This window comes from Flavobacterium praedii, from assembly GCF_026810365.1.
Lineage (GTDB): Bacteria > Bacteroidota > Bacteroidia > Flavobacteriales > Flavobacteriaceae > Flavobacterium > Flavobacterium praedii.
The window spans coordinates 2,869,975-2,891,734 of record NZ_CP113948.1 but is presented as its reverse complement, the minus strand read 5'-3'; the positions used below and the strand labels follow the sequence as shown (position 1 = coordinate 2,891,734).

At 36.3% G+C, this 21,760-nt stretch carries 13 protein-coding genes; 8 read left to right on the top strand and 5 right to left on the bottom strand.

Annotation, left to right across the window (positions count from 1 at the left end; genetic code table 11):
• Window positions 1–63 precede the first annotated feature (63 nt).
• The 7 genes from OYT91_RS12465 (at window position 64) to OYT91_RS12435 (ending at window position 14,849) form a co-directional block, all read left to right on the top strand.
• Window positions 64–2,067 (top strand): glycoside hydrolase family 97 protein, encoded by a 2,004-nt coding sequence (locus tag OYT91_RS12465; RefSeq protein ID WP_281238218.1) that lies wholly within the window; start codon window positions 64–66, stop codon window positions 2,065–2,067.
• Window positions 2,068–2,297: 230 nt separating this feature from the next.
• A complete protein-coding gene (locus tag OYT91_RS12460) occupies window positions 2,298–4,463 on the top strand; it encodes a glycoside hydrolase family 3 C-terminal domain-containing protein (protein WP_281238217.1) in 2,166 nt (721 codons plus the stop codon).
• Window positions 4,464–4,468: 5 nt separating this feature from the next.
• A complete protein-coding gene (locus OYT91_RS12455; protein ID WP_281238216.1) occupies window positions 4,469–6,061 on the top strand; it encodes a GH39 family glycosyl hydrolase in 1,593 nt (530 codons plus the stop codon).
• Window positions 6,062–6,090: 29 nt separating this feature from the next.
• Window positions 6,091–8,316: a glycoside hydrolase family 3 C-terminal domain-containing protein gene (locus tag OYT91_RS12450; protein WP_281238215.1), complete on the top strand. Its 2,226-nt coding sequence runs from the start codon at window positions 6,091–6,093 to the stop codon at window positions 8,314–8,316.
• 18 nt (window positions 8,317–8,334) lie between these two features.
• Window positions 8,335–9,828: a cellulase family glycosylhydrolase gene (locus tag OYT91_RS12445; RefSeq protein WP_281238214.1), complete on the top strand. Its 1,494-nt coding sequence runs from the start codon at window positions 8,335–8,337 to the stop codon at window positions 9,826–9,828.
• A gap of 120 nt (window positions 9,829–9,948) precedes the next feature.
• Window positions 9,949–11,898, top strand: coding sequence for a sialate O-acetylesterase (locus OYT91_RS12440; protein WP_269221541.1), 1,950 nt, complete (start codon window positions 9,949–9,951; stop codon window positions 11,896–11,898).
• Between the two features lie 542 nt (window positions 11,899–12,440).
• Complete coding sequence (locus tag OYT91_RS12435; protein WP_281238213.1) at window positions 12,441–14,849, top strand: glycoside hydrolase family 95 protein; 2,409 nt, start codon at window positions 12,441–12,443, stop codon at window positions 14,847–14,849.
• A gap of 55 nt (window positions 14,850–14,904) precedes the next feature.
• Here the strand turns inward: OYT91_RS12435 and OYT91_RS12430 are convergent, their stop codons facing one another.
• From OYT91_RS12430 to OYT91_RS12420, 3 genes are all read right to left on the bottom strand, one after another.
• A complete protein-coding gene (locus tag OYT91_RS12430) occupies window positions 14,905–15,885 on the bottom strand; it encodes a Gfo/Idh/MocA family protein (RefSeq protein ID WP_281238212.1) in 981 nt (326 codons plus the stop codon).
• A 7-nt stretch (window positions 15,886–15,892) separates the two neighbouring features.
• Window positions 15,893–16,609, bottom strand: a complete 717-nt coding sequence (locus OYT91_RS12425) for a DsbA family oxidoreductase (protein WP_269221544.1) — start codon at window positions 16,607–16,609, stop codon at window positions 15,893–15,895.
• A 101-nt stretch (window positions 16,610–16,710) separates the two neighbouring features.
• The gene (locus OYT91_RS12420; protein ID WP_281238211.1) at window positions 16,711–17,133 is read right to left on the bottom strand and encodes an ArsR/SmtB family transcription factor; all 423 of its coding nucleotides are present in this window, start codon (window positions 17,131–17,133) and stop codon (window positions 16,711–16,713) included.
• A 288-nt stretch (window positions 17,134–17,421) separates the two neighbouring features.
• Between OYT91_RS12420 and OYT91_RS12415 the strand changes: the two genes are divergently transcribed.
• Window positions 17,422–18,684 carry a tetratricopeptide repeat protein gene (locus OYT91_RS12415; RefSeq protein ID WP_269221547.1) on the top strand — a complete coding sequence of 421 codons (1,263 nt, stop codon included), beginning with the start codon at window positions 17,422–17,424 and terminating at the stop codon, window positions 18,682–18,684.
• A gap of 243 nt (window positions 18,685–18,927) precedes the next feature.
• Here the strand turns inward: OYT91_RS12415 and OYT91_RS12410 are convergent, their stop codons facing one another.
• Both OYT91_RS12410 and OYT91_RS12405 read right to left on the bottom strand, forming a co-directional pair.
• A complete protein-coding gene (locus tag OYT91_RS12410; RefSeq protein WP_269221548.1) occupies window positions 18,928–20,298 on the bottom strand; it encodes an NADH-quinone oxidoreductase subunit N in 1,371 nt (456 codons plus the stop codon).
• A 19-nt stretch (window positions 20,299–20,317) separates the two neighbouring features.
• Window positions 20,318–21,760 (bottom strand): complex I subunit 4 family protein, encoded by a 1,443-nt coding sequence (locus OYT91_RS12405; RefSeq protein WP_269221549.1) that lies wholly within the window; start codon window positions 21,758–21,760, stop codon window positions 20,318–20,320.

Below are 21,760 nucleotides of genomic sequence, written 5' to 3'. Positions count from 1 at the left end.
CGTAAAAGCAAATGAAAGGTCTGACGATTCCATATTCCAATAAAAAACAAATATTATCTACATATGATAAAGAAATTAATACTTCCCGTTCTGTTACTATCCATAAGTATAGGAAATGCTCAAGGCAAAAAGACAAAATCCTACGAATTGGCTTCTCCTGGAGGTCAAAACAAGATAAAATTCGAATTAGTGAACAATGCACCAAAATATGGGGTGTCACACGGAAAAACTGAAGTGATATCACCTTCGGATATGGGGTTTTTGCTAAAAAACAATGAGAATTTCAGTTCTAATTTCGAAATAACAAACGTGAAAAATTCCACTTTCGACGAAACATGGGAACAGGTTTGGGGAGAAAAGAAAAACATCAGAAACCACTACAATCAGTTAGTGGTTCAATTACAACAAAAAGACAAAAACAAACGCAAACTGGAAATTCAGTTCCGTGCTTATGATGACGGAATTGCTTTTCGATACGTGTATCCAAAACAAGGAACAAAAGACAGTGTTTTCATTATGGATGAAAAAACAACTTTCAATCTAAAAGAAGAAGGGAAAGCTTGGTGGATTCCAGCTTACAAAGAAAATCGTTATGAATATTTGTATCAACAATCAAGCATAAACGCTATTGACACAGTTCATACACCTTTAACAATTGAAAGCAAAAACGGATTGAAACTAAGTTTTCACGAAGCAAATCTAATTGATTATGCGAGTACAACTTTAGTAAATACCACTGGGACACAATTAAAAACCGACTTAGTGCCTTGGGCTGATGGGGTGAAAGTAAGAGTAAAAGATACCTTCACTTCTTCTTGGAGAACTATTCAAATAGCTGAAAAGTCAGGAGACTTAATCGACTCTTATTTGATATTAAATCTAAACGAGCCTAACAAAATGGGTAATCCATCGTATGTGAAACCATATAAATACTTCGGAATTTGGTGGGCTATGCACATTGGAAAATACACTTTTTGGGAAGGAGATAAACAAGGAGCAACTACTGCTCATGCAAAAGAATATATTGATTTTACCGCCAAAGAAGGTTTACATCACTTATTGATTGAAGGCTGGAACAAAGGTTGGACGCAACAATGGTATGAAAACCACATGCACATGTTCAGCTTCACACAATGCGCTGATAATTTCGACATTGAAAAAGTCGTAGAATACGGAAAAGAAAAAGGAGTAGAGCTTATCGGATACCATGAAACAGGTTCGAATTTGATTAACTATATGAAACAAATCGATGCTGGTTTTGCCTTATACAAAAAATTAGGAATCCACACCGTAAAAATTGGTCACGTAGGTTCCAAATTAAACATGAAAGAATGGCATCACGGACAATTTGGAGTAAATTATTTCAGATACGTTTTGCAAAAAGCAGCCGAATATGATTTAGCCGTTTTTTATCATGAACCAATCAAAGACACTGGAGAACGCAGAACTTACCCAAATATGTTAGCAAGAGAAGCGGCACGTGGTCAGGAATACAACGCTTGGAGCGAAGGAAATCCACCAAGTCATGTTGTGATTTTGCCTTTTACAAGAATGCTGTCTGGACCAATGGAATATACGCCTGGTGTTTTGGATGTTGAAATCAAACAAGGTTATCCTGGAAAAAGAATTCACGGAACAACGGCGCAACAATTAGCAATGTATGTAACGTTTTATTCGCCTATCCAAATGTTAGCCGATCTTCCTGAAAATTATGCAGTGCCAGGCTATCAATTTCTAAAAGACGTTCCAACAGATTGGGCAGACACCAAAGTATTGAATGCCGAAATAGGAGAATACCTTACAACCGTTCGTAAAGATCAAAACAGCGAAGATTGGTATTTGGGAAGTATGACCAACGAAAAAAGCAGAGATTTAGATGTTTCATTGTCCTTTTTAGATCCAAAAGCCACTTACGAAGCTCAGATTTATGCGGATGCTGAAGGTACAGACGAAACACACAATCCATCAGCAGTTGCTATTTCCAAAAAAACAGTAAAAGCATCAGATGTATTGAAATTGCATTTGGGAGGAGCCGGAGGAACAGCAATTAGATTTAAAAAATTATAAAAAATACTTTGGGCGTGTTCGCTGAAAAAGCGAACCGGGCTATCCGTTGCAATCTTTTTTCATCCCGCAAAATGGCGGGATGAAAAAAGGATTTCCACTGCTATCCCTCACGCAAATTCAGCATTAATCAAGAAGTTTTGTGTTTTTCATTTACTATCCTAACAGGTTTTTTTTAACCTGTTAGGTATTATTAGATATTTTATGGAAATGGTTTTAAACCAATTATTTAAATGAAAATAAATATCCTATATATCATTCTTCTACTGTCGATTGTACCAGTTTTGGCACAAAAACAACAGCAATACCCTTTTCAAAATCCAAATTTGGAAATCGAAAAGCGTATTGATAATCTATTGTCATTAATGACTTTGGAAGAGAAAGTAGCGGTATTAAGTACCAATCCTTCCGTTCCCAGATTAGGAGTTGTCGGTACTGGTCATGTCGAAGGATTACACGGATTAGCATTAGGTGGACCAGGCGAATGGGGAGGAAAAGGCAAAAAGCCAGTTACCACCACCACTTTCCCGCAAGCCTATGGTTTGGGAGAAACTTGGGATGTCGATTTGCTTCAAAAAGTGGCAAATATTGAAGGATACGAAGCACGTTACGCCTTTCAGAAATACCATCGAGGAGGATTAGTTGTTCGCGCTCCAAATGCAGATATCGCCAGAGACCCACGTTGGGGACGCACCGAAGAAAGTTATGGTGAAGATGCTTTTTTTAACGGAACGATGACCGTTGCTTTTGTAAAAGGATTGCAAGGGAATAATCCAAAATATTGGCAAACGGCTTCGTTAATGAAACACTTTTTGGCGAACAGCAATGAAGATGGAAGAACGTATACGTCATCCGATTTTGATGAACGGCTTTGGAGAGAATATTACTCCGTTCCTTTCAGAATGGGAATTATCGAAGGCGGTTCGCGTGCCTATATGGCGTCTTACAATAAAGTAAACGGAGTCCCAGCGATGGTGCATCCAATGCTGAAAAAAATCACTCAAAAAGAGTGGGCACAAAACGGAATTATTTGTACTGACGGTGGTGCTTTTCGATTATTGCTTTCGGATCATAAATATTATCCTGATTCGTATCTGGGTGCTGCAGCTGCCGTAAAAGCAGGAATCAATCAGTTTTTGGATGATTATAAAGAAGGTGTCGACGGCGCAATTTCAAAAGGCTATCTGACTGAAAAAGAAATAGACGAAGTCATCAGAGGTGATTTTCGGGTAATGATAAAACTGGGAATGTTGGATGCGACAGATTCCAATCCGTATGCGAAAATTGGAACAGGCAAAGACACAATCGACCCTTGGAAATCTGATGCTCATAAAAAGTTAGCACTGGAAGCAACCTTGAAATCAATTGTTTTATTGAAGAATGATCCAGCCAAACAGTTGTTGCCTTTGCAAAAAGAAAAACTAAAAACAGTTGCCGTAATTGGTCTTCATGCCGATGAGGTGCTTTTGGATTGGTACAGCGGAACACCTCCTTATATGATTACTCCTTTAAAGGGAATTAAAAACAAATTGGGAGATAAAGTAGAAATTTTATTCGCCAAGAATAACGCGGATGGAAAAGCAGCAACTATTGCCAAAAAAGCGGATGTAGTTATTGTGATAGTCGGGAATCATCCAGTTTGCAATGCTGGTTGGAACGATTGTCCAATTCCGAGCGAAGGCAAAGAATCTGTAGATCGTCAGTCTCTGACATTGGAACAAGAAGATTTAATTAAGATTGCATATCAAGCCAATCCCAATACGGTTGTAGCCTTAATAAGCAGTTTTCCGTATGCCATCAATTGGGCACAGGAACATATTCCTGCGATTGTGCACATGACACAAAACAGTCAGGAATTGGGAACTGCTTTGGCGGATGTTTTGTTTGGCGATTACAATCCAGCGGGAAGATTGACACAAACTTGGGTGGCAGCCATTACGGATTTACCTGATTTATTAGATTACAACATCCGCAATGGAAGAACCTACATGTATTTTCAAGGAAAACCGCTGTATGCTTTCGGTCACGGGTTGAGTTACACGAGTTTTACGTACAATACGATAACCACAAACAAGGAAACTTTAGAAAAAGACAAAAATCTAACAGTTTCGGTTTCGGTTACCAATACCGGAAAACGAGACGGGGAGGAAGTCGTTCAATTGTATGTGAAATCAATCGACTCGGCAATTCCGCAACCGATAAAAGCATTAAAATCGTTTCAAAGAATATTTTTGAAAGCAGGAGAGACCAAAACAGTTGCTCTGACTTTAAAAGCCAAAAATTTAGAATATTGGAATACAACAAAACAACAATTTGAACTCGAAAAAGGACAAATTGAAATACAGGTTGGAAGCGCTTCGGATGCAATTCTGCTGACCAAAAAAATAACGGTGAAATAATTACAATGAAGAAATATTTATTAATACCAATTATTCTGTTATCACTAACCAATATTGCATTGTTTGGACAAGATACGAATGGAAAAAAATCAGTTGCTGCAGATCGAATTATAAAAGTCGATTACAATAAATCAGCAGGGGAATTGAATACCATGTTTAAAGAATGCATTGGAGCAGGAAGAGCCAATGAAGGTTTGCGCGCTGATTGGCAACAACAATTGGCTTTGGCAAAAAAAGAATGCGATTTCAAGTATATTAGGATGCACGGTTTATTGACAGATGATATGGCCGTTTATAAAGAAGATAATAAAGGAAATCCGGAATACAATTACCAATATGTTGATGCCTTATACGATTTTCTTTTGAGCATCAAGATGAAACCTTTTGTAGAATTAGGGTTTATGCCTTCGGCTTTGGCTAGCGGAACTCAAACCATTTTTTGGTGGAAAGGAAACGTAACTCCTCCAAAAGATTATAAAAAATGGGAAGACTTAATTCGCAACTTAACTCAGCATTTTACCGAACGTTATGGTGCGGATGAAGTGAAGACTTGGTATTTCGAGGTTTGGAACGAACCCAACTTATCGCCAGGTTTTTGGACGGGTACTCAAGAGGAATATTTCAAATTATACGACTATACAGCTAGAGCCATCAAAAGCGTAAATCCAGCTTATAAAGTTGGAGGTCCTGCTACAGCCGGCGCGGCTTGGGTTCCTGAAACTGTTGAATTTTGTACCAATAATAATGTGCCTTTAGATTTTATCTCTACACACGCTTACGGAGTTGGTCAAGGTTTTTTAGATGAATTTGGAGGCTCTGGAACGGTTTTGAGTAAAGATGCGTCGAGTGTGAGTGGCGAAGTAATTAATTCTCGTCAGCAAATTTCGAATTCGGCTATGCCAAAATTGGAATTGCATTACACCGAATGGAGTTCGTCCTACACTCCAGCAGACCCGATTCACGATAGTTATCATTCAGCAGCCTATATTCTTCAAAAACTGAAACAAGTTGGAAATGCAGCAAACTCGATGTCGTATTGGGTTTTTACCGATATTTTTGAAGAGCCAGGTCCAAGATTCACTCCTTTTCACGGAGGTTTCGGATTGTTGAATACACAGGGAATCAAGAAACCTGCTTATTTTTCATATTCTTTTTTAAACAAATTGGGAGAGGCAGAACTTCAAAATACCGACACTTCCTCTTGGGCAACCAAAAATGCAAAAGGAGATGTACAATTGTTGTTTTGGGATTTTACTTATACGTTGCCAGAGTCTACAAACAATCAGCAATATTATATAAAAGATTTACCCGCCAAATCAAAAGGTATTGTAAAAATTGAAGTGGCAGGTTTGCAAAAAGGAAAATACACTTTAGAAATATATAAAGTAGGGTATAAAGTCAATGACGTATTCACCGATTATTTGGGAATGAACAAACCAAAGCAGTTGACACTACAACAAGTCAATTCGCTTAAACAAAAAAACAACGGTGCGCCGATTGCAATCGAAAAAGTAACTATTGACTCCAAAGGAATCTATAGCAAGGATTTCAAGATTAATGAAAATGATGTGCTGTTGCTCAATTTTATAAAGCAATAAATAAAAAAATAAGACCTAAAAAAACTAGTATGAAAAAGAAAATAATCTCCCTATCCATTTTTTCGATGTTATTGTTTACTGGATATAATGCAAATTCCCAAACGGTTAAAAATAAAAAAGCTACTGCTGTAAAATCTTTGGGATCCGAATTTGACGCGAAAATTGACCAATTAATTGCTCAAATGACGCTTGAGGAAAAAATAGGCATGTTGCATGGTAATAGCATGTTTGCCAATGGAGGTGTAAAACGCTTGGGCATTCCAGAGTTAAAAATGGCCGATGGTCCTCTTGGTGTTCGGGAAGAAATATCTCGTGACAGTTGGGCCCCCGCAGGATTGACAAATGATTTTGCGACGTATTATCCAGCTACTGGAGCTTTGGCGGCTACTTGGAACGCCGATTTGGCACATTTATTTGGAAATAGTGTTGGAGAAGAATTGCGTGCTCGAGACAAAGACATGCTGCTTTCGCCAGCGATTAATATTGTAAGAACACCACTGGGAGGCAGAACTTACGAGTATATGTCTGAAGATCCTTTTTTAAACAGAAAAATAGCGGTGCCACTAATTGTTGGTTTACAAGACAAAGATGTTATGGCTTGTGTCAAACATTTTGCCGCCAATAACCAAGAAACCAATCGTGATTTTGTAGATGTTCAAATGGACGAACGTACCCTGCGTGAAATTTATTTGCCAGCATTCCAAGCAGCAGTTACTGAGGCAAAATCGTACAGTATAATGGGAGCCTACAACAAGTTTAGAGGCGAATATTTATGTGAGAACGATTATATGTTGAACAAAATTTTGCGTGACGAATGGGGCTTCAAAGGAGTTGTTGTTTCAGATTGGGCTGCGGTACATTCCACAGTAAAATCTTTAAAAAGCGGTTTGGATATCGAAATGGGAACACCTACCACAAAGTTCAACGAATTTTTCTTGGCCGACAGACTAATTGCAGCTGCCAAAGCTGGAGAAATTTCAGAAGCAGAAATTAATATACATGTTAAAAGAATATTGAATGTCTTGTTTCAAGTAAAAGCAATGGGCGGTCAAAACCGTGTGAAAGGTAGTATTGCAACCGAAGTGCATTATCAAGATGCTTATAAAATCGCATCAGAGTCAGTGGTCTTATTGAAAAATGAGAACAACGCATTGCCTTTGCAACTAAATGGTGTAGAATCAATTGCCGTAATCGGAAATAATGCAACTAAGAAAAATGCTTTGGGCGGATTTGGTGCAGGAGTAAAAACCAAAAGAGAGGTTACACCTTTGGATGGTTTGAAAAACAGATTGCCAGCTTCCATCAAAATCAACTATGCCGAAGGGTATTTGGAGCGTTATGAAGAAAAAAAGATTGGCAAATTAGGAGATATTACGATGAATGGTCCTGTGACAATTGATCAATTGGATCCCGCTAAATTAGAAGAAGCTATAGAAGCAGCCAAAAACTCTGATGTTGCTATCGTTTTTGCAGGTTCCAATCGTGATTATGAAACGGAAGCATCTGATCGTAGAAACTTGAAATTGCCTTTTGGACAAGAAGAATTGATTCAAAAAGTATTGGCAGTAAACCCAAAAACCATTGTGGTTATGGTTGGTGGAGCTCCTTTTGATATTGAAGCAATAAAAAACAAAACGAATGCATTGGTTTGGAGTTGGTTCAATGGATCTGAGGGTGGAAATGCCTTGGCAGATGTGCTGTTAGGAAAAGTAAATCCATCGGGAAAATTACCTTGGACAATGCCAAAAAATATTATGGATTCACCGGCACACGCTACAAACAGTTTTCCTGGGGATAAAACAGTAAACTATGCCGAAGGAATTTTGGTAGGCTACCGTTGGTTTGATACTAAAAATATAGAACCTCTTTATCCTTTTGGATATGGATTGTCCTATACCACTTTTGCTTTCGATACTGCCAAAACGAATAAAAAAGAATACACAACCGATGAAACAATTACAGTTACGGTAACCGTTAAAAACACTGGAAAAGCAGAAGGTAAAGAAGTAGTGCAACTGTATGCTTCTAAATCGGATTCAAAAATTGATCGTGCTGTCCAAGAACTGAAAGGCTTCCAAAAAGTATCAGTTAAAGCTGGAAATGGGGAAACAATAACAATCAAAATCCCAGTAAAAGAGTTGGCTTATTATAATGTGGAATCCAAAAAATGGACGGTTGAACCAGGGAATTATACCTTGAAATTAGGAAGTTCATCCCGTGATATTAAAAAAGAAGTTGTAGTAATTATTAAATAATATTTTAAAACAGTAAAAATGAGAAAAATTATAATTGGCGCTATTTTATGCGTTGCTTTTTTTGGACTTTGTGCTTGTAGTTCGGATTCGGGTGCAGAGCCAGTACAACCTGCTGCAATAACACTTACAGTAGATATTTCTAAGATAGATTTTGTAGCTAAAGGAAATGTTGCCAGTGTTATTGTTACAACGGATGCTAAAACATGGGATATTGCTTCAAATGCTGCTTGGGTTCAATTGAGTAAAACTTCAGGAACAAAAGGGACAAGTTTAGTGTCAATTACTGCTTTAGAAAACACAACTACAGTTGCAAGAACGGCTATAATTACATTAAGTTCTAGCGGAGCTGCATCAGTTCAAATTTCAGTTTCACAAGTTGCAGGAACTGGTGCTGTAGTGGGTTTATATCCTAGTTATAATATTAATCCAATTGCGGATGATGCGACAGGAATGGGAAGCACAGCTGTAGCGCTGGCAGCCAAAATGAAATTGGGATGGAATATAGGAAACACTTTGGAAGCTACTCCTGGAAGTGAAACCGCTTGGGGAAATCCAAAGGTTACCAAAGCATTGATTGACTTGGTTAAGGCAAATGGATTCAATGCTATTAGAATTCCTTGTTCCTGGAATCAGTATGCGAATGCTAAAACGGCGCAAATCAATGCAACATGGTTAGCCAGAGTAAAAGAAGTAGTGCAATACTGTGTCGATAATGATATGTATGTCATCGTAAATATTCACTGGGATGGTGGATGGCTAGAAGAAAATTGTACCGAAGCCAAAAAAGTAGAAAACAATGCCAAACAAAAAGCGTTTTGGGAACAAATAGCTACACAGTTACGCGGTTTTGATGAGCATTTGCTTTTTGCCAGTGCAAACGAACCCAAAGTTGAAGATGCTACTCAAATGGCAGTTTTAATGTCCTATCATCAAACGTTTATTGATGCGGTACGTTCTACAGGAGGAAAAAATGCGTATCGTACCTTGATTGTTCAAGGCCCTGCTACTGATATTGATAAAACCAATAAGTTGATGACTACTTTGCCAACAGATAAGGTGGCCAATCGCATGATGGCCGAAATTCATTTTTATCCTTATCAATTTACTCTGATGACCAAGGATGAAACATGGGGTAAAATGTTTTACTATTGGGGGGCAGCAAATCATTCAACCACAGACACAGATCATAATCCAACTTGGGGTGAAGAGGCGGATATAGATAAATTTTTCTTGTCGATGAAAACGCAATTTGTCGATAAAGGAATTCCCGTTGTACTTGGAGAATTTGGAGCGATCAGACGTGATTTAACGGGTGATGCATTGACTTTACATCTCAAATCAAGAGCCGATTTTCTGAAATATGTAGTAAAACAGGCAAAAGCTAATGGCCTGCTCCCTTTTTATTGGGATGCTGGATTCATGGGAGTAAACACTATGACTTTATTTAATAGAACCAATAATACGGTTTATGATCAGCAAGCATTAACCGCTTTGCAGGATGGATTGAAGTAGATGATAAACAGTTTGAATAAAAATATAGTAACCGCAAGGATAGCAAAGAAGCGCAAAGTTCGCAAAGCTTAGCGAACTTTGCTGTTACTTTTTGTCGCTGATTTTAAAAAACATAATAAAATGAAAAAAAGTATCGCATTTCTTTTTCTGATTTCTTTCATAATGGTAAACGCCAATGTTCGAATGCCTTTAGTATTTTCGGACGGAATGGTTTTGCAACGCAATAAACAAATTCCCGTTTGGGGTTGGGCAGACGCCAATGAAAAAGTCGAAGTCCATTTTAACAAACAGACCAAAACCATCACAACCGACGCAACCGGAAAATGGATGGTGAAATTAGATTCCGAAAAAGCAGGAGGACCGTTTGAATTGACCATTTCTGGCAAAAACAAAATTGTTATAAAAGATGTTTGGGTTGGTGAAGTCTGGATTTGCAGCGGACAATCGAATATGGAATTCCAGATGTATAAAACGATGAATTTCAAAACCGAAATCGAAGACTCCAATTATCCAATGATTCGTCATTTTGGTGTAGCCCAGGATTTGAGTGGTTCACCAAAAGAAGATTTAAAAGCTGGAAAATGGGTCGTTTGCAACAAAGAAACCATCAGCGATTTTACGGCTGTTGGTTTCTTTTTTGCTAAAAAATTATATGCCGAATTAAAAATCCCCATCGGAATCATCAATACCTCTTGGGGCGGCACTTGTGTCGAAACTTGGACCAGCCGTGAAGCATTCGAAAAAAGCGATGACTTTAAAGCCATGATTGCCGATGTGCCTCAGGTGGATATGGACGCCGTTTTTGAAACATACAAAAAATCAGTTTTAGATAATATCAAAAAAGTTCAAGGTTTTGATGTGACGATGGCCAACGAAAATCAGTTTAAAGATTTGAATTTTAAAGACGCTAATTGGCCTGAAATAAAAGTGCCTTCCTTGTGGGAAAACCAACAAATCGGTAATATTGACGGAATCGTTTGGATGCGAAAAACTGTTGTTTTATCTGCCGAACAGGCCAAAAAAGAAGCTGTTTTGCATATGTCCAAAGTAGATGACGAAGACATAACTTATGTAAATGGCGTTCAGGTAGGAACCAATAATATTTGGGAAGCCCAAAGAGTTTATACAATTCCTGCCGGCGTTTTGAAAGAAGGTAATAATGTAATTGCAATTCGAATTTCAGATTACTCAGGTGGTGGCGGAATTTACGGCGATCCTGCCGATTTAAAAATTGATTTCAAAGATTTTAGTATGCCTTTGGAAGGTCTTTGGAAGTTCAATGTAGTACAGGTAAAAATTGCCATTTCACCCAATAGTTATCCTTCGTTATTGTATAATGCAATGGTCAATCCATTAATTCCGTACGCTTTTCAAGGTGTTTTGTGGTATCAGGGTGAAGCCAATGTTTGGAGAGCTAAACAATATAAAAAAGCATTTCCGTTGATGATAACAGATTGGAGAACCAAATGGAATCAGGGTAATTTTCCTTTTTATTTTGTACAATTGTCAACTTTCAATGAGTTTAATGGAAATAGCAAAGTTGGCAGCCGCTGGGCAGAACTTCGTGAAGCACAAACGGAAACTTTGCAATTACCAAACACCGGAATGGTGGTAACGACTGATATTGGCAATGCAAAAGACATTCACCCCACAAACAAACAAGACGTTGGAAAACGTTTAGCATCAATTGCTTTGAATGATGTTTATGGAAAAAAACAAGTTTGTAGTGGACCAATGTACCAATCAATGGAAATCAAAGGGAATCAAATTATCTTAACGTTTGATAAAATCGGAAGCGGATTATCAAGTTCGGATCATTCAGAAAACGTAAAAGGATTTGAAATCGCAGGTGCAGATAAAGTTTTTTATTCCGCGAAAGCGATTATCAAAAACAATACAGTAATAGTTTCCTGTGAAAATTTAAAAAACCCTGTGGCTGTTCATTACGGTTGGGCAGATGACGATACAGAAATCAATCTTTTCAATAAAGAAAAATTCCCTGCATCTCCTTTTAGAACTGATGATTGGGAAATGATTACGGCCAACGAAAAATATAGTATTAGTAAGTAATTATAAGGGCGTGACCCCATTTGCAAAAGGCGCTACTTAGCATACCGCTCATGCGCGCCTTTCGTAAATGCGGTCGGGCTATCCGCACTACTTCGGTAGTTTGCTTTTATCCCTCACGCACAATGTCATTCAAGTTAAGGATTTTTTGCTCGGTTTTTCAAAATATAACTCTCGCAAAGACGCGAAGACGTTAAGAAATCGGCTCTAAACTTTGCGCCTTTGCGTCTTGGCGAGAAAAACAAAGTTTAACTTAATGACATTGCGGGTGAGGGCAATGTCATTAAGTTAAGAAAAAAGGCTGATTTCACCGGGATTGTTGAGCATCTTGCGTGATCTCTCCTTTGTCGAGATGACAAACTTACGTGATATTGCATATATAAATCATCGCGTTTTGTCATTCCGAGGTACGAGGAATCACATAATATTAGAACACTAGCAACTCTGAAGTACTGAAATTTCTCCTGAAAAAGCTTAACTTATAGACATTGCCCTCACGCAAGCGAAGTACAAATAAGACCTTTCATATAAATAAGTAACAATTCATGAAATCAAATCTTTTAAAAAAACTGTTTCTAGTTTTCTTCTTTTCTACTTTCTACGGAAAAGTGGTTGCGCAATCCAGCCATATTCTGTCGTACAACCAACCAGCTGAGTTTTTTGAGGAAAGTTTGGTTCTAGGAAACGGAAAAATGGGAGCAACTGTTTTCGGAGGGGTCAATTCGGATAAAATTTATCTGAATGATATCACGCTTTGGTCCGGAGAACCCGTTAATGCGAATATGAATCCAGATGCTTACAAGAACGTACCCGCCATTCGCGAAGCATTAAAAAAGGAAGACTACAAACTGGCTGAGGAGTTGAATAAAAGAATTCAAGGCAAAAATTCCGAATCGTACGCACCACTAGGGACGATGGAAATCAATAACCATCATTCCGGAAAAGTTGAAAATTACCACAGAGAATTAGATATTTCGAAGGCAATTTCCAAAGTGAGTTATGAAGTTGACGGAGTGAAATTTACCCGAGAATATTTTGTTTCGGCACCAGACCAAATTATGGCCATCAAATTGACGAGTAGCCAAAAAGGAACTTTGAGTTTTGATGTCAATTCCAGTAGTTTGTTGCAATTCAAAACAGAAGTAAAAGACAATGTCCTTACCATGAACGGTGTTGCACCAATTCATGAAAATCCGGGGTATCAAGTTGTACCTTCTTTTCTTTTGGAAAAAGACAGAGGAACTCGGTTCACCACTTTGATAAAAATCAAAAATACGGATGGTATAATTGTAAGTTCAAACAATAATTCAGGATTAAAAAACGGAACGGAAGCCATAATTTACGTTGCAATCGCAACCAGTTTTAATGATTTTGACAAAAATCCTGCTACTGAAGGTTTGAATGATAAAGCCATTGCATCAACCAATTTAAACAAGGCATTTGCAAAATCATTCGATAAATTGTGGCAAACTCACATTGCCGATTATCAAAAATTCTACAATCGAGTAACTATAAATTTAGGAAAAACCACAGCACCTGATTTACCAACAGACGAACGTTTACTAAGATATTCTGAAGGAAAAGAAGATAAAAATCTGGAAATTCTATATTTTAATTATGGGCGTTATTTATTAATTAGCTCTTCCAGAACGCTAGGAGTTCCAGCCAATTTGCAAGGACTTTGGAACCCCTACTTAAATGCGCCTTGGAGTTGTAATTACACGATGAACATCAATCTGGAAGAGAATTATTGGCTGACGGAAAACACAAATCTTTCCGAAATGCATTTGCCACTTTTGAGTTTTATAAAAAACCTATCGGTTACTGGGAAAATAACCGCGAAGACTTTTTATGGAATTGATAAAGGTTGGGCCGCAGCACACAATTCTGATATTTGGGCGATGACCAATCCTGTTGGACAATTTGGAAAAGAAGACCCAATGTGGGCATGCTGGCCATTGGCCGGTGCTTGGTTGAGTACACACATTTGGGAACATTATGTTTTTACCCAAGATAAAGAATACTTAAAAAAAGAAGGATATCCATTGATGAAAGGGGCAGCTGAATTTTGCCAGGGTTGGCTAGTAACAGATAAAAATGGAAATTTAATTACGGGTCCTTCAACTTCACCCGAAAATCAATATATAACACCCGATGGTTTTGTTGGTGCAACCATGTATGGCGGTACGGCCGATTTGGCGATGATTCGGGAATGTTTTGACAAAACAATTCGAGCCGCTAAAATTTTAAATATTGATGCCGAATTTAGAGTGGAACTTGAAAAAGATTTGGCTAATTTACATCCGTATCAAGTTGGTAAAAAAGGAAACTTGCAGGAATGGTATTTTGATTGGGAAGATAAAGATCCCAAACACCGCCATCAATCGCAGTTGTTCGGACTTTTTCCTGGAGATCATATCACACCAGAAAAAACACCTGATTTAGCCAAAGCTTCGAGACAAACTTTAGAAATAAAAGGAGACGAAACAACGGGTTGGTCAAAAGGCTGGCGTATTAATCTTTGGGCCAGACTTTGGGACGGTAATAGGGCTTACAAAATGTTTCGGGAACTGCTTCGATATGTTGATCCCGACGGAAAGAAAACGGAAACACCAAGAAGAGGAGGAGGGACGTATCCTAATTTATTCGATGCACATCCGCCGTTTCAAATTGACGGGAATTTTGGTGGAGCTGCCGCTGTTGCTGAAATGCTGGTTCAGTCTGATGAAAATGAAATCAGATTACTGCCCGCTTTGCCCGATGCTTGGGAAAGCGGAACCGTAAAAGGCATCTGTGCCAGAGGTGGATTTGAAATTTCGATGGAATGGAATGGTAAAAGGCTGAAGAAAGTTTCGGTATTTTCTAAAAAAGGAGGTAAGACAACCTTAATTAGTGGAGAGAAAAAGCAAGATGTAACTTTAAAAAAAGGACAGCAATTAGAAATAGTTTGGTAAATAAAAAGAGGTGCTAATTTGATTAGCACCTCTTTTTCTTATTGAAGTTTATAATTCAATTTCCAATAATTTGATCCATAACCCAACTGGTATGGGTTGCTGTAGCTCCACTGGACGGATGTTCAGAATTCCCCAAAAGATGTTCCCGCATTTGTTCTACATGATACAACTGAATGTTTTCAGGATGTTCTATGATGTGGGTTGATTCGCCTTCTTCGGTTTTAAGAATTATTGGGGTGTTTTCAAAAACCGAAAAGGTGATTTTGCCTTTACTTCCGTAAATTTCGACTATATCTTCCCTTTCAAAAGTGCCGAAATTCCAACTTCCACTACCGGTAATTCCAGACTCGTGAAGCCAATTGGCAGTGGCCACATCTTTGGAAGTGTACAACCCTTGTTGATTGAGACTAATTCCGGAAACTTCTTTTATGGTTCCAAAATAATGGATGAACAAATCCAACCCGTGACTCGCTAAATCGTCAAAATAACCGCCCGTTGCAATTGTTTTATCGGTTCTCCAGTTGTATTCTCCAGAACGATCTTGATCGGTTGTAGGTTTGCTCAAATGCCAGCGAATGTGTCTCACATCTCCAATGGTTTTCGTATCGATCCATTTCTTTATTTGTTCGAATCGGGGTAACGTTCGTCTATAATAGGCAATAAATAATGGAATGTTTTTGGCTTCAAAAGCTTCGGTGATACTCAAACAATCTTGGAAATTGGGAGCCAAAGGTTTTTCGATACAGCATGGTTTTCCAGCCTCAGCTACTTTCACTCCATAAAATTTATGGGTATCTGGCGGTGTGGCAATATAGATAGCATCAACTTCAGGATCATTTATTAGATCATCGGCATCCGTGTAATATTTCTTTATTCCATGTCTTTTGGCATAATCAGCGGCTTTTTGAGCATCTCTGCGCATCACAGCTTCAATACTGAAACCATTTGTTTTTTGATAGGCTGGCCCACTTTTTAATTCGGTCACATTTCCGCAACCAATAATTCCCCAGCGGATTATTTTTGTATTTTCACTCATGTTTTTATTATTCACAACCATCAATACCACAACTGTTTTCGTCAGTGGCGTTTTGGAGTTGTAATTTAGTTTTGTAATTTCCTTCCTCCCAAGATTTTTCCAGTGTTTTCAAAAACACATCAGTGGCTTGTGCTCCAGATACAGCATATTTATTGTCAAATACAAAGAAGGGAACACCTGTTACACCAATCGATTGCGCCTCTTCTTGGTCTTGTCGCACCTCATTAGCATAAACATCTGAATGTAATACGTTTTTAATCGCTTCTTTTTCTAATCCTACTTCGAGACCCAACGATTCTAAAGTTTTCAAATCGTTTACATCTTTACCATCAGTCAAATAGGCTTTGAATAATAGTTCTTCCAACTCGTTCGATACATTATGTTTTTTGGCCAAATGCAATAAGCGATGGGCGTTTAATGAATTGGCAAGAATGGCTTTCTCAAAATGAAAATTCAATCCCGATTTTTTCGCGTTTTCAGTCATATTATCTACCATTGTTTGTGCCCAACTGGTATCTTTTCTATATTTTTCTGCCAAATGATCAATGATGCTTTCATTGGGAGTTGCCACAAAACTCGGATCCAATTGAAAACTTTTCCATTCAATAGCTACCGATTCTTTATTATCAAAAAGTGAAAGTGCTTCTTCTATTCTTCTTTTTCCAATATAACAAAACGGACACATTACATCCGACCAGATTTGTATTTTTAATTGATTTTCCATATTTTTTTAGTCTCTATCCTTTTATTTAAAAAGTAAAATTATGAAATTCAATTTGGATCGGTTTATTTTTAAGTTTTTATTAGGAACTAACTATGGATCGTTTATTCAGTTTTGTTTTTTTTATCTGGAAACGTATAGTTGTATTGTTTTAAGTTTTGTTTTGTTTCAATTGCAGTATAAGTTGTGTCTTGTAATTGACTGGTCTCTTCCAAAATCGATTTATTATTCATAAAATGGATTAGGTACTTTTTTAAAAGTTGCATTTTGTCTATTTCTATTGAATAAATAGTTTTTTTACCAACGTTTTTGACCTTTAATAAATCTGCTTTTTTTAGCTCTAACAAATGTTTTGATATAGTTGATTGTGCCAATGGTATTAATGAGACAATTTCACCACAGGTTCTATTGTTTTTTTTCAATAAGATGGTCATGATTTGTATGCGTGTAGGATGCCCGAGCGCTTTACATATTTCGGCTATTGCTTTTGTTTCTTTATCGAAATTTAATTGTTTGGTAGTTCCCATAAATAGCTTGTTTTCAATATCGTAAATTAACGATTATAATCGATATTCGGTATGTTGGGTGTTTTTTATTTTTCTATAAAAAATCAACAACTATATTGTTTATTCATTTTTCTATGGAATACTTTGTTTGTTAGATTTCAGGTACTATTGCGTGTAAATGCGTATCTAAAAAGAAATAGCTTTGATTTAGATTTTCAAGTGCTATTTGTCTTATTGACTTTGTTACTTTTTCAATCATTAAATGTCCCCAACATTTACCCAATTTATTAGTAATTTAAACCTATGATCATGAAAATTATTTTAAAAATTCTCTTCTTCTTTTTGTTGTTTATTCCTTCAATTTCCGCTCAAAAAAGCCAAATTAAAGAAGCTCTTAAATTAATGAAATATGGAGATTCTGAACAAGTTATAGTTGTTTTGTCTCCCATTGCATATTTAATCGGTAATGCTTCCAATGAAGATAAAATTCATTTTTATTATTTAAAAGGAACTGCTTTAGTTGATTTAGCGAATAAAAATATAAATACTTTCAAAAACCTTACAGAAGCAATTTTTGCATTTAATGATTTGATTCAAGTTGAAATTGAATCGAATGATGATAAATTCATTTCACAAGCAACAAAATCTTTGTTTGAAATTAAAAGGAAGCTAATCGATAGTGCTAATGAAGATGTAGCTTTTGAAAACTACACAACTTCTTCCGATAAATTTTATCAAGCTTATTTAATTGATAAAAAAGATACATTACAATTATATCAAGCAGCTATTAGTTATCGAAATGGCAGTGAAAATAATTTGGCTTTGCAATGTTTTGAGGAATTAAAAGGAATGAATTATTCTGGAAATGTCCCTGTTTATATAGCTTATAGCAAAGAACTTCTAAAGGAAGAATATTTCACTACTATTGAAGAAAGAAACGAAAAAATAAAAAGCGGAACTCATCTTAGACCAAGAACAGAATTAATTTCTAAAAAAGCGGAAATTTATAAAAGTATGGCTATGATTTATATCCAAAAAGGATATAAAGAAAAAGCTTTAAAAATGATTGCCCAAGCCAGAAAGCTCAATAATCAAGATCAGGCGTTATCATTTATCGAAGCTAATTTGTACTTACAAACCAAAGATTATGAGCTTTTTGATAGCTTAGCATCAATTATAATAGAATCAAATCCTAATAATGCTGAGGTATTAGCCAATTTTGGAATAAATTGTCAAAATGAACAGTATTATGAAGGAGCTGAGTATTATTATAAAAAAGCCATTGAAACCGATCCGAAAAATATAACTGCTTATGTTAACCTTTCTGCTTTGTTGGCGGAGAAAAGTATTAAAATCACAAACAAAATTAATGATATGGAGGCTTCTTCTTCTGACAAGAAGGTGTATTTAGAGTTAAAAAAAGAAAGAGAACAAATTGTAAAAACTATAAAACCTTATTTACAAAAAATTGTATGTATAGATCCTTTTAATAATAGCGTATCACAATTAATGAACAGTCTTAATTTTACCAAAAAAACGGTTTCATTAAGTGCTTTAGCATCTGAAGATTAATCAAATTGTAAAATTAAATAAAACACATAGTATCTACTTGATTTGAAAAAGCAGATAAATAGTTAATTGCAATAGTATTAAGTTTAGATTTGAGTTGAATTAGATTAGGGTGAAAAACCATCAATTATTGTAATTGGTGGTTTTTTTATATCATAAAAAAAAGTCACTAAAATTAACTAGTGACTTAGATATAATATTTTATTATGGTAATATGATTTATTTTTTACACCAATGGAATGGATTTTAAGCTAATAAATCCAATACTAATGAAGGAAACAATCCAATAACAATATTCAAAAGAATTGCAACAACTGCAACAGCATAAATCAAGAATGGTTTTCCTGTTCTTGCTTCGTTCGGTTCTTTGGTATACATCGCTAAGATCAATTTAAAGTAGTAACCAACGCTTATAATCGAATTGATAACCGCAAATATCACAACAACTAAATAACCCGCTTGAATCGTTTGGCTGAACAAAATCAATTTAGCAAAGAAACCTGCAAAAATTGGAATACCTGCCATAGAAAGTAATGACGCCGTTAAAATCGCAGCCAATAGTGGATTTGTTTTTCCTAAACCGTGAAAGTTTACGATGTCTTCATTGTCTCTATTTTTGCATACGTATAAAATTACACTGAAAGCAGCAATACCGGCCAATGAATAGGCTGTAGCATAATACAATAAACTTCCTGCTGAAGATGATAAACTTAATAATGTCATCAACATAAATCCAGCATGCGAAATTCCTGAGAATGCAAGCATACGTTTCACATTGACTTGTTTTAAAGCCATAATATTACCAACCGTCATTGAAGTGATAGAAATTATAACAATAACGATTTGAAAAGCATAATTCAAATCAGCGTGCATACTCGATAATAGTTTATACAAAGTGGCCATGGCAACTACTTTTGCCAAAGTACTCATTAAAGCAGTTGTTAAAGCAGGTGAACCTTCGTATACATCTGGTGCCCAAAAGTGAAAAGGAACAGCAGCTATTTTAAATAACATTCCAATGGTTAACAATACAATTCCAATTGGAAACCAAATTGGTAATTCTGCAGATTGTGACATATCACTAATTTCAAGTATGTCAAAAGATCCCATTGCACCGTAAATCATACAAATTCCAAATAAAATAATCCCTGAAGCAAAAGATCCCATCAAGAAATACTTCATACCAGCTTCATTGCTTTTTATATTCATTCGGTTACTCGCAGCTAGTATATAAAGAGAAATGGATAAGATTTCAATTCCTAAAAAGAACATAGCCAAATTTCCAAACGAAACCATAGAAACGGCTCCTGCCAAAAGGAATATTTTTATAGCGATATAATCAGATAGTTTGCTTTGGTGATTGTCATAAAAATTATGACTCAAAGCCACTAAAAAGAGGGTTAGTACAATAAATAAACTCGAAAAAGAAACCGAAAATTTACTTACTACGATCATATTATTGTAGTAACTCGCTGGAGAATTAAATTCAGAAACAGTAAGTCCTAGAATGGCTAATAATCCAATAATTGTTACTGGGATAATTGCTTTTCTAAAATCGAAGATTTCAAATATAAGGCATAAAACACCTAATCCTATTATAGCTATTAATGTTGTCATTTATATTATGCTTTTTTACTTAATTGTATTTATTAATAGTGTTTAAAATAGTTTCAAGACTTGGTGTTATCAAATCGTTGATTGGTTTTGGATACATTCCGAAGAAAAACAAAACGGCAATAACAATTACCATTGTCAATCCTTCAGAGAAAGTAATATCAGTAAATAATTTTGTATTTGTCTCTCCTAACATCACATGTTGGAACATTTTCAACATATAATAAGCTCCCAAAATGATGGTTGTTCCTCCCAAAATGGCAAACCAGATATTAATTTGTGAAAGACTATACAGTACAGTAAATTCACCTACGAAATTGAAAGTTGTTGGTAAAGCAACAGAGGCCAATACCAAAATTAAAAACATAGAAGTGAATTTTGGAGATTGTGAGCGTATACCACCCATTTCTGAAATTAACCTGGTTTCGTATCTTCTATAAATGATTTCGGCTGCAAAAAACAAACCAACTACCACAAATCCATGAGCAATCATTTGCAATACTGCTCCTCTAAAACCGTCAAGAGTTAACGTATAAGTTCCTGCTGCGATCAATCCAACGTGAGCAAGGGAAGAATAAGCTAATAATTTTTTCAAATCTTTTTGTCTCAATGCTACGATTGAACCATAAATAACTCCCACAATACCAACACCGATAAAGATGTACATGTATTCTTTAGCGGCTAATGGTGCCAAGGGCAATTGCCAACGGATAAGACTGTACAATCCCATTTTTAACATGATACCAGACAAAAGCATAGTTCCAAGAGTTGGAGATTTTTGGTAAACATTCGCTTGCCAAGTGTGAAACGGAATCAAAGGAATCTTAATCGCATATGCCAAGAAGAAAGCGGTAAAAATCCATTTTTGCTCGTTAATAGTTAAATTTAATTTGTATAAATCTTCGATTAAGAAGCTGCCTGCTTTTTGGTACATATAAACAAAGGCAACCAACATGAATAATGATCCTGCCAATGTGTAAATAAAGAATTTAACCACTGCTTTTCTACGTTCTTCGGCATCTCCATTACCCCAAATCAAAGCGATAAAATAGATTGGGATTAATGATAATTCCCAAAAAATGTAATATAAAAGTCCGTCGCTTGCTAAGAATGTTCCTGTCATAGCAAAAGACATAAACAATATTAGAGCATAAATCGATTTTGCGTTTTTGAATTCATTCCCAAAGGAGGATAATATAATAATGGCAGTCAAGACCGTTGTCAATAAAACCATGGCCAATGACAATCCATCCGCTTGAAGTGCAAATGAAACTTTAGGTTGTGTAATCCATTGGCTGAAAAAGCTAATGTTTTCACCTAAATTAAAATGGTTTAACAAAACAATAGAGCAACCTGCTGCCGCCAATCCAAAAAACAATGCCACTTTTGAAGCCAGTTTATCGCCAGCTAAATAAGTTGCAAATGCGCCAACTAAAAGGATGATTAATATAAGAGATACGTTCAT